The organism is Candidatus Enterococcus huntleyi (genome assembly GCF_009933175.1).
GTDB lineage: Bacteria > Bacillota > Bacilli > Lactobacillales > Enterococcaceae > Enterococcus_K > Enterococcus_K huntleyi.
On record NZ_MAEJ01000004.1, the window covers coordinates 83175 to 93088 of the forward strand.

Annotated in this window: 10 protein-coding genes and 1 tRNA gene; 4 read left to right on the forward strand and 7 right to left on the reverse strand. The window is 40.3% G+C overall.

Annotation, left to right across the window (positions count from 1 at the left end; all coding sequences use genetic code 11):
• Positions 1-7: 7 nt before the first annotated feature.
• On the reverse strand, positions 8-985 hold the full coding sequence (locus BAU15_RS04170) for a tRNA dihydrouridine synthase (RefSeq protein WP_161841510.1): 978 nt from the start codon (positions 983-985) through the stop codon (positions 8-10).
• A 337-nt stretch (positions 986-1322) separates the two neighbouring features.
• Positions 1323-2126: a pyrroline-5-carboxylate reductase gene (gene proC / locus BAU15_RS04175; protein ID WP_161841511.1), complete on the reverse strand. Its 804-nt coding sequence runs from the start codon at positions 2124-2126 to the stop codon at positions 1323-1325.
• Between the two features lie 506 nt (positions 2127-2632).
• On the opposite strand from proC, the gene BAU15_RS04180 reads away from it, so the two are divergent.
• Complete coding sequence (locus BAU15_RS04180) at positions 2633-2800, forward strand: hypothetical protein (protein WP_161841512.1); 168 nt, start codon at positions 2633-2635, stop codon at positions 2798-2800.
• A 207-nt stretch (positions 2801-3007) separates the two neighbouring features.
• On the opposite strand, the gene rpsI is transcribed toward BAU15_RS04180, so the two are convergent.
• On the reverse strand, positions 3008-3400 hold the full coding sequence (rpsI, locus tag BAU15_RS04185; protein ID WP_161841513.1) for a 30S ribosomal protein S9: 393 nt from the start codon (positions 3398-3400) through the stop codon (positions 3008-3010).
• 15 nt (positions 3401-3415) lie between these two features.
• Positions 3416-3862 carry a 50S ribosomal protein L13 gene (gene rplM, locus BAU15_RS04190; RefSeq protein ID WP_337247985.1) on the reverse strand — a complete coding sequence of 149 codons (447 nt, stop codon included), beginning with the start codon at positions 3860-3862 and terminating at the stop codon, positions 3416-3418.
• Between the two features lie 376 nt (positions 3863-4238).
• Between rplM and BAU15_RS04195 the strand changes: the two genes are divergently transcribed.
• On the forward strand, positions 4239-5456 hold the full coding sequence (locus BAU15_RS04195) for an argininosuccinate synthase (RefSeq protein ID WP_161841515.1): 1218 nt from the start codon (positions 4239-4241) through the stop codon (positions 5454-5456).
• A gap of 343 nt (positions 5457-5799) precedes the next feature.
• Positions 5800-7182 (forward strand): argininosuccinate lyase, encoded by a 1383-nt coding sequence (argH, locus tag BAU15_RS04200; RefSeq protein WP_161841516.1) that lies wholly within the window; start codon positions 5800-5802, stop codon positions 7180-7182.
• 204 nt (positions 7183-7386) lie between these two features.
• Here the strand turns inward: argH and BAU15_RS04205 are convergent, their stop codons facing one another.
• Positions 7387-7878 carry a Dps family protein gene (locus BAU15_RS04205; RefSeq protein WP_161841517.1) on the reverse strand — a complete coding sequence of 164 codons (492 nt, stop codon included), beginning with the start codon at positions 7876-7878 and terminating at the stop codon, positions 7387-7389.
• Positions 7879-8108: 230 nt separating this feature from the next.
• Between BAU15_RS04205 and BAU15_RS15915 the strand changes: the two genes are divergently transcribed.
• Entirely contained in the window at positions 8109-8795 is a 687-nt protein-coding gene (locus BAU15_RS15915) for a prepilin peptidase (RefSeq protein WP_161841518.1), read from the forward strand.
• A gap of 156 nt (positions 8796-8951) precedes the next feature.
• Here BAU15_RS15915 and msrA read toward each other — a convergent pair whose 3' ends face one another.
• Positions 8952-9473, reverse strand: coding sequence for a peptide-methionine (S)-S-oxide reductase MsrA (msrA, locus tag BAU15_RS04215; RefSeq protein ID WP_420022116.1), 522 nt, complete (start codon positions 9471-9473; stop codon positions 8952-8954).
• Positions 9474-9745: 272 nt separating this feature from the next.
• Positions 9746-9819, reverse strand: a tRNA-Pro gene (locus tag BAU15_RS04220).
• Positions 9820-9914: the final 95 nt, after the last annotated feature.

Below are 9914 nucleotides of genomic sequence, written 5' to 3' on the forward strand. Positions count from 1 at the left end.
TCTATTTTTATCCAAAGATTTCTTCATGTTCTGTTTCAAACATATCTAAAAGCTCACGGACTTCACTAGTTGATTTAGTATTCATCAAGCTAACCCGCAAATCACTAGCGCCCGGGAAACCTTTGATATAAATCTTGAAGAAACGATGTAAGCCGACGATTGAACGAGGTACTTCTTCACTATATTTATCTTGCAAATCAAGCTGCAGTCGCAACAAACCAATCAGTTCTTTCGCTGAATGTTCTTCGGGCTCTTTTTCAAAGGCATAAGGATTTTTAAAAATCCCCCGACCAATCATTAGCCCATCAACTCCATATTTTTCAGCCAACTCTAGTCCCATTTCACGATCCAGAATATCTCCGTTAATAGTGATGAGCGTATCAGGTGCTAGTTCATCACGCCACGCCATAATTTTAGGAACCAGATCCCAATGAGCCGGCACCTTACTCATTTCTTTTCGCGTCCGCAAATGCACAGAAAGATTAGCGATATTTTGATTTAATAAGTGACGAATCCAACCCTCCATCTCAGCAAGCTCCGTATAACCAACACGCGTCTTAACACTCACCGGTAAGCCGCCAGCTTTAGCCGCTTCAATCAACTCCGCCGCAACCTCTGGGCGTAAAATCAAACCACTACCCTTGCCACGTCCCGCTACATTTGGCACCGGACAGCCCATATTTAAATCAATTCCTTTAAAACCCATCTCAGCTAAACTGAGACTCATTTCACGAAAATACTCAGGATTATCCCCCCAGATATGCGCCACCATCGGCTGCTCATCTTCCGTAAACGTCAAACGCCCGCGGACACTTTCGATTCCATCCGGATGACAAAAACTATCTGAATTCGTGAACTCTGTAAAAAATACATCTGGCGCTCCAGCTGCCATCACGACATGCCGAAAAACCACATCCGTCACATCTTCCATTGGTGCTAATACAAAAAAAGGCTTCGGTAACTCCGCCCAAAAATTAGTCGACATTGATTCTATTCCTCCTACGATGCGCTGCATAAATAAACCTGCTACAGGCATTTTTCAAAACATAGTCATTATACTAAGAACGGAGAAAAGAAGCAAAAAAGGAAATCGGCAGACAATTTCCATACCAACATCCATTTCACTTTACCGTCCTACGTATACCATCCCACTAGAAGGTCATGTACAAGTGGGACTGGCGCTAGGGACTTTTTAAGGTATGAAATGTTCCATTTCATCTTATCGTCCTACGCATACCATCCCACTAAATGGTCGTAGACAAGTGGGACTGGCAAAAAGACTCTGCAGAAAAGTACAGAGCCTTCATTTATTTATACGAAAATTAACTTAAACGCTTATTTCTTTCAGCTGCAGCATGAACGGCATTCATCACGGCTGAACGAAATCCGTGGTCTTCTAATGTTTTGACCGCCGCAATCGTTGTGCCACCGGGTGATGTTACCATATCTTTTAGAGCACCTGGATGCTGATTGGTTTCTAGCACCATTTTTGCCGAGCCAAGAACTGTTTGCGCCGCAAATTCATACGCTTGCTGACGTGGCATTCCCTCAAGGACCGCACCATCAGCTAATGCTTCAATGAACATGTAAACATATGCTGGCGCGGATCCACTGACGCCGACCACTGCATCTATTAAATTTTCGCTGACTGCTTGCGCCTTGCCGAAGCTACTGAATATTTCTAAGACTGCCTGTTGTTCTTCCTCCGAAATGTTCTGATTGTAGACAACTGCTGACATCCCTTCACCCACTAAAGCTGGTGTGTTGGGCATCACGCGCACTATTTTATGTCCCGTCGACAAGACCCCTTCTATGGTTGCCAAAGTCACACCCGCTGCAACTGAGATTAAAATTTGTTCCTTCGTTAATTTTGGCGCCAATTCTTTAAGTAAATTAGGTAGCACATACGGTTTCACGGCAAAAATAATCGTGTCACTATTTTTAGCCAAATCATCTGGATTTTCTGTTGGTGTCACTCCTAACTCTGCCACCAAGCTGTCAACAATCGGTTGATAGACATCATAAATCCAAATATCCTTTGCTTCGTATAATTTGGACTGTATTAGTCCTTGGATCATTGCTCGACCCATATTTCCCGTTCCATAAAAGCCAATTGTTTTTGCCATTTTTTCTTTCCTCTCTTGATAAATTACTACTCACTTAGCGCTATCTTACAACTTGAATTGAGCTTTTTTTATTACTTATTAGCTCACAGAGGCGAAGTGAGAGTGCTCATTTCTATCCTCAATAAAAATCCATAGATTGTTTCATTACTTTTTATGTAATTGAGCTGCGTAATAACTTTGTCTAGCGCTAGCTGCCCTTTATCCCTATCTTCCATCATCACATCTCTACTATACCTTGTAAAAGACCTTCTGAAAAGTATCGGATTATTTGTTTCCATTTGCCTCCACTAAGAAATCAGACTATACTGAAATTAAGGAATAGCTAGCCTATCAGTCAGCAACAAGTAACTCGCACAGTTTCCTCCACTTTAATTTTACGTTTGGTTCTCCATTTGTGGCACCAGTCATCTACATAAATTATATGCACTCAGCAATTATTGTTATTTTGCCTATTACTATCATCATCGCTTGTCGCAACTAGTCTAAAAAGGAAACGAGGTACAAACATGGAAAAAGTTCGGAATTTTTTAAGAAGTTTAATTGCATTCGCAGCATTTCTCAGCCTCTACATCGGTGGCGTCACAGTCTATCTACTCTTACTCTCAGTAATTGCCTATGCCGGATTTGAACTAGCTGTTATGTTAGCCAAAAAAGCACGTCTGAGAAGACAGTGATCTTTTGTAAGTAGGTTAGCGAACAGGCTAAGCTTCAGAAAAATAGGCTACGCCAGGGAATCGATTTTACTATCTAAAAAGGGTTCTATAATATTTAGTGTTGGTGGAAGATTTTCGAATCTTCTCCCAACACTATTTTTGTAAGCAAATAACAAAAAAGACACCCACCAAATGGCGGATGTCCAAAGATCGTTGATAAAACAACGATTAACGTTTCGAAAATTGGCTCGCTTTGCGGGCTTTTTTCAAACCTGGTTTCTTTCTTTCGACCATACGAGCGTCACGAGTAAGTAAACCAGCGCGTTTAAGAGCTAGACGGAAGTCTGGATCTACTTCTAACAATGCACGAGCGATACCATGACGGATAGCTCCTGATTGTCCAGCGTAGCCTCCACCGTTTACGTTAACAAAAACGTCATATGCGCCTTTTGTTTCAGTAACTCCGAAAGGTTGGTTGATAACTTCACGCAAGTCTGCGTGTGGAATATATTCTGTAACGTCTTTTTTGTTTACAGTAATTTTACCAGTTCCTGGTACTAAACGTACACGAGCAACTGCATTTTTACGACGGCCTGTGCCGATATATTGAACTTGTGCCAATGAAATTCCCTCCTATTAGATTAAGTTTGTGATGTCTAAGACTTCTGGTTGTTGTGCTGTATGTGGATGTTCTGCTCCACCATACACGTTTAATTTTGTTAATTGTTTGCGGCCTAAAGTGTTTTTAGGAAGCATTCCTTTTACAGAAGTTTCGATTAAACGGCGAGAATTGTTAGCACGTAATTCTCCAGCAGAGACTGATTTCAATCCGCCTGGGTAGTTACTGTGACGGTAGTACATTTTGTCACTTGCTTTGTTCCCTGTTAATTTAATTTTGTCTGCATTGATTACGATTACGAAATCTCCAGTATCCACATTAGGTGTGAATGTTGGTTTATTTTTACCACGTAAGATAGAAGCAACAACTGCTGAAAGACGTCCCATAGGAACATCAGTTGCGTCTACTACGTACCATTTACGTTCTACTTCGCCTGCTTTGGCCATATATGTTGTACGCACGATATTTTCCTCCAATTTAAGTTTCTGATGTTTGACATACACTTCGAGTTTCCGGGGCTCTTTGTGGGGCAAACAATACCATTTAACATAATACCCTCTAAAAAGCCTTCTGTCAATGCGTTTCCACCGCCTTTCGGAAAATAAATCTCTCTTTTGAAAGGCTTTTTCATCTAAACGTTCTGTTTGACCAAATGAATCTTATTCGTTTTTTATGAATAAATAGAACGATTATTCAATTATTATTGTATATTTTATGTTTATTTCCAAAAATATTGTATATTTATTAATAAAAACTATTGTCTTTTTTATTTAATGATGCTATGATTAGTCCATGAAATTTTTTTGAAAATAAATAATCAAGTTTTAAGGGGAGAATGAAATGAAGGAAAAAGTTATTTTGGCATACTCTGGCGGTCTCGATACTTCGGTTGCAGTAAAATGGTTAGTTGATGAAGGCTATGACGTCATCGCTTGCTGCCTAGACGTCGGTGAGAAGAAAGATATGGAATTTATTAAACAAAAAGCATTGACTGTAGGAGCTTCTGCTTCCTACGCGATTGATACAAAAGAAGAATTTGCCCAAGAATTTGCCTTGGTTGCCTTACAAGGGCACACGTTTTATGAGCAGTCTTATCCATTGGTTTCCGCGTTATCTCGTCCATTAATTGCTAAGAAATTAGTGGAATTAGCGCATGAGATGGGGGCAACAACGATCGCGCATGGCTGTACCGGTAAAGGCAACGACCAAGTGCGTTTTGAAGTAGCTATCAGCTCATTAGCACCTGAATTAAAAGTTATTGCGCCTGTTCGTGAGTGGAAATGGTCGCGTGAGGAAGAAATTAAGTATGCCCAAGAAAAAGGCGTGCCAATTCCTGCTGACTTAGATAATCCTTACTCAATCGATCAAAATTTATGGGGCCGTGCCTGCGAATGCGGCATTTTAGAAGATCCTTGGGCAACACCTCCTAAAGGTGCTTACGCGCTGACAGCTGAGCTGGAGGACACACCTGACACGCCAGATATTATTGAGATTACCTTTGAAGAAGGCGTGCCGGTCGCTTTAAATGGTGAAAAAATGTTGCTATCTGATTTAATTCTGTCATTAAATGTTACCGCTGGAAAACACGGCATCGGCCGAATTGATCATGTGGAAAATCGTCTTGTGGGGATTAAATCGAGAGAAGTTTACGAATGTCCTGGAGCAATTGTCTTGATGAATGCCCACAAAGAGTTAGAGGATTTAACCTTTGTCCGTGAGTTAGCTCATTTTAAACCGATGATTGAAAATCAGTTAAGCCAAATTATTTACGATGGCCTTTGGTTCAATCCTTTAACGGATGCGCTGATTGCTTTCTTAAAATCAACACAGGTATATGTGAATGGCGTTATCCGTGTGAAATTATTTAAAGGAAATGCAATTGTCGAAGGGCGTAAGTCTGCCAATAGCTTATACAATGAACAGCTGGCTACTTACACTTCTGCCGATACTTTTGATCAAGATGCTGCAGTTGGCTTCATCAAACTGTGGGGCTTACCATCAAAAGTCCATGCTGAAGTCCAAACAAAAGTTGCTAACGACCAAGCATCAACTAAATAGACCTTCTGTAACAAACGAACAACTTAGTGTAATTGTTCATTGCTGACCTCTCATTTTGTGAAACCCACTAAAGAGAGGCGCAATCTTCAATATTTCTAGCAGCTGCACTTTTATAAAAAGGCGAGTACAAATTTTCCGAGGAAAATTAATTGTTACCTGCAGTCTGCTCTCCCCCTATATAACTGATCGGAATTAATCCGAAAAATAGTGGACGAATTAATGATAAGACGCCCTTTGTTCTTACCAAACTTAATTAAAATTAAACAATGCAACACTCAGAGACTGGACTGTGTACCAAACGTCCGTCTCTTTCTTTTTAAATAAAAAACGAGGTGAACGAATCATGGCAAAACTTTGGGGTGGCCGTTTCGATGGAAAAAACGAGGCTTGGATTGACGCATTCGGTGCATCGATTCCCTTTGACCAAAAATTAGCAAAACAAGACATTACCGGCAGTCTCGCTCACGTGAAGATGCTGGCCCACACGGGTATTATCACAGAAGAAGAGGCGCAACAAATCATCGCTGGTTTGAAAGCTGTTGAAAAGAAATTAGCGGCCGGACAGCTGACGTTTGCGATTGAAAACGAAGATGTTCATTTGAATATTGAGAAGTATTTACATGAAGAAATCGGTCCTGTGGCTGGCAAATTACACACGGCTCGTAGCCGGAATGACCAAGTTGCGACTGATATGCATCTTTACTTGAAAGAAATTGTCCAAGAAGTCGTCGAAAAAATCACTTTATTTCGGCAAGTTCTGGTCCATAAAGCCGAAGAAAATATTGAAACGATTATGCCTGGTTACACTCATTTACAACACGCTCAGCCGATTTCCTTTGGCCACCACATGATGGCTTATTATGGCATGCTGACGCGCGATCAGGAGCGTTTTACTGAAAGCCTTAAACGTGTCGACATCTCACCTCTTGGTAGTGCCGCTTTAGCTGGAACGACTTTTCCGATTGACCGGCAATTTGTTGCAGAAGAACTCGGCTTTTCGTCCGTCTATGAAAATAGTTTGGATGGCGTCAGTGACCGCGATTTTATTTTAGAATTTTTAAGTAATTCTTCTATCTTAATGATGCATTTATCACGTTTTTGCGAAGAGTTAATTTTATGGTGCAGTCATGAATTCCAATTTATCGAATTAACGGATACTTTTTCAACCGGTAGCTCAATCATGCCGCAAAAGAAAAATCCCGATATGGCGGAATTAATTCGGGGTAAGACTGGCCGCGTCTATGGCGATTTATTTGGCCTCCTAACCGTTATGAAGGGTTTGCCGCTCGCTTACAATAAAGACCTTCAGGAAGACAAAGAGGGCATGTTTGATACCGCTCATACGATTTTAACTAGTCTAGATATTATGGCTGGCATGGTTGAGACCATGAAGCTCAACACACAGCGTATGGAAGAATCCACAGAGAAAGATTTCTCGAATGCTACAGAATTAGCTGACTATTTGGCCACAAAAGGCATTCCTTTCCGCCAAGCCCACGAAATTGTTGGCAAGTTAGTGCTCAGCTGTACCCAGAAAGGCATTTATCTGCAAGATGTCCCATTAGCAGACTACAAAGCAATTACGCCGCTTATCGAGGAAGATATCTATCACACACTAGCCTCAAAAACAGCCATACAACGTCGTCATTCCTTCGGCGGCACCGGCTTTGACCAGGTAGCAGCCGCTATCAAACGGGCCAAACAAACCTTTACAGAAGCAGAATAAGTAAAAAGAGTGGGTGAATTCGTTCAATGAACGAATCACTCACTCTTTACTTATTCTTGGACAGATGTTGTCACAAGCTATTTAAACGGTGTGACAGAAGTAGCTTCTTCGGAAATAAGCCGAAATTCCCCAAAAATTAAAGAAACAATTTTCGGGAATTCCTTCTTATTTCTTGAAGCTGACCTCTTCTGTCACAACCTATTATTAATTACGGCTTTTTGCGCGTGTTCCTGCATCAATGCCAGGAGCTTTGCCTAATTTAGCTTGTAACATCCAGATTTTCTTCTCGATGTCTGTTTTATTTGCGATAAAGATATCTTGAGTTGAATCGTCGCCTTCATCCCCAGATACTTCAATCCCTTTTTGATATAGGTCAGTTAAATAACGGTAACCTTCAACTAATTTTTCCATACGTTCAGGAATTGTGCGATCCCAGTTACCGACTTCATCTTCAATTCCAGTGTGGTCAGCGAACTCTTGTAATGTAGAATATGGTGAGCCATCCAATGTGATTAGACGTTCTGAAATAACATCTAGTTGATCATTGATTTCGTCCATATAGTCGTCCATTAATGGATGAAGCGTCAAGAATTCAGGGCCTCTCATGTACCAGTGTGTTTGATGAATCACCACTGAGAATTGGCTTAAGTCAGCAACTAATTGGTTTAATACTTCTTTTGTTTGTTCAAATTTCATAAATAATTCCTCCTATTTATTTCCTTTTTTAATTAATTTCCTTACATATAAAATCATAGTATGAAATCGAAAAAAAGTACACTAATTTCCCTTCTAAATTAGAATAATTCTAATTTAACCCCGTATTTTCCATTTATGCGCAGATTTTTAATAACTAAACTTATTTTTGAATAAAAATCTCTACTCTTTCCTGCGTATTTCTTTTTGAAGACTCTTGAAAGGAGAACTCTATGCTTATCTATTTTATTACTGGTTGCTGTTTTGGCTCGTTTTTCTGTGTCGTAGCCGAACGCTTACCTATAAACCAATCATTTCTATTCTCACGCTCACAATGTACTTCCTGTAAACATCCCCTAGCTTACTGGGAACTTGTGCCAATTTTTTCCATCATTTACAAAAAATTTCGCTGCCAACACTGTCATCAATCCATTCCGCTAATCTGTTTATTCTCAGAAATCGCTTATGGCAGCCTCTTCGTTTGGTTCTACTCTCAACCACAAACGCCATCGACTTATTTTCTATTGCTCTGGCTCACAATGGCTTTCCTACTCTCACTCACTGATCTCTTTTACTACCTTGTTGAGCCGAGAATCTTTTATTCACTGAGCCTAATTTTATGGGGATATGGGTTTTATTTGGGCCGGCCATTCAACAGCCTTTTATTCATCCTCTTACTATTACTGTACTTTAGTTTACCCACTCTCACTAACAAATTAGGTCAGGGTGATTATCTCCTGCTAATTTCTTGGGGCGTCCTTCTACCCACTTTATCTTTTGTTTACTGGCTCTTTTTTTCCAGTCTGCTCGGTCTTTTAGCCTTCAGTATCAATTATCTATTCTTTGATAAAAAAATTATTGAACTACCCTTTGTGCCTTTTCTCAGCCTAGGACTCTGCATCACTTTGTGGTTTATGTGAAATAGGTCGGCAAAAAGCACAACTCGTTCGAACGAATCAAACGATTGTAAGATTCCTTAAAATTCACTCAGATATTTCATTTAAACAGCTATCCGTAACGTATATTGATATTTATCAGCGCTATAGTTGCTGCCCTAGTTGCTATCACATTTATCGTTATTGCCAATTTTGGCGAAGAAAACCTGCTCGTCCTGAACCTTCCCGATAGCGCTCATAATGTGGTTTATTTTTTCGATAATAATCCTGATGGTAATCCTCAGCTGGATAAAACGGCTGAGCTTTTTCAATTTTTGTAACTATCGGCTGATTAAATCGACCGCTTGCTTGTAGTTTTTCCTTTGAAGCTTCCGCAACTAGTCTCTGTTCTTCAGTCTGATAAAAGATAACTGGGCGATAAGAATCACCCCTATCAGCGAATTGCCCGAACGCATCAGTAGGATCTGTTTGTTGCCAATAAATTCCAACTAATTCTTCATATGAGATGATTGAAGGGTCATAAACCACCTTTACAGCCTCTGTGTGCCCTGTTGTCCCCATCGAGACCTCTTCATATGTCGGATTAGCAACGTGCCCTCCTGTGTAGCCTGACGTAACTGAGACAATCCCAGGCTGTTGATCAAACGGTTTTACCATACACCAAAAACAACCACCAGCAAAGACAGCTTCTTCTGTTATCATTCCCTGACTTTTCATATTCTTTCCTCCAAACTCTTCTCCTCTCATCATACTGGCTTTTGAAAAATATCTCATGGAATCTGCTCACCCAGATTGTTCAATTATCCACCCCATATAAGATTTAATGATTCTATATAGAAAAAAAAGCTCCAGCTAAGCAAAACTGCTTAACTAGAGTCACTGTACTCTATTCAATTTGACCCTCACCAACACTATTTGACGAAGAACCAAAAAAGACCTTCGATTAGCGAACCAATCGAAGGTCTTATTTTTTATCGGGAAGACAGGATTCGAACCTGCGACCCCTTGGTCCCAAACCAAGTGCTCTACCAAGCTGAGCTACTTCCCGTAGCTAATAAAAAAAGACTTAACGTTTAAAAGGAATCAAAATATCACCTCTTAATCCGCAGTCAAAGCTTTTACTAATGCACCCAAAGGGAGTCG

What these genes read in the sequence shown, in the direction of transcription:
- BAU15_RS04170 (WP_161841510.1), bottom strand. Translation starts at nt 985, where the DNA reads ATGTCGACTAATTTTTGGGCGGAGTTACCGAAGCCTTTTTTTGTATTA.
- msrA (WP_420022116.1), bottom strand. Translation starts at nt 9,473, where the DNA reads ATGATAACAGAAGAAGCTGTCTTTGCTGGTGGTTGTTTTTGGTGTATG.
- argH (WP_161841516.1), top strand. Translation starts at nt 5,800, where the DNA reads ATGGCAAAACTTTGGGGTGGCCGTTTCGATGGAAAAAACGAGGCTTGG.
- proC (WP_161841511.1), bottom strand. Translation starts at nt 2,126, where the DNA reads ATGGCAAAAACAATTGGCTTTTATGGAACGGGAAATATGGGTCGAGCA.
- BAU15_RS04195 (WP_161841515.1), top strand. Translation starts at nt 4,239, where the DNA reads ATGAAGGAAAAAGTTATTTTGGCATACTCTGGCGGTCTCGATACTTCG.
- BAU15_RS15915 (WP_161841518.1), top strand. Translation starts at nt 8,109, where the DNA reads ATGCTTATCTATTTTATTACTGGTTGCTGTTTTGGCTCGTTTTTCTGT.
- BAU15_RS04205 (WP_161841517.1), bottom strand. Translation starts at nt 7,878, where the DNA reads ATGAAATTTGAACAAACAAAAGAAGTATTAAACCAATTAGTTGCTGAC.
- BAU15_RS04180 (WP_161841512.1), top strand. Translation starts at nt 2,633, where the DNA reads ATGGAAAAAGTTCGGAATTTTTTAAGAAGTTTAATTGCATTCGCAGCA.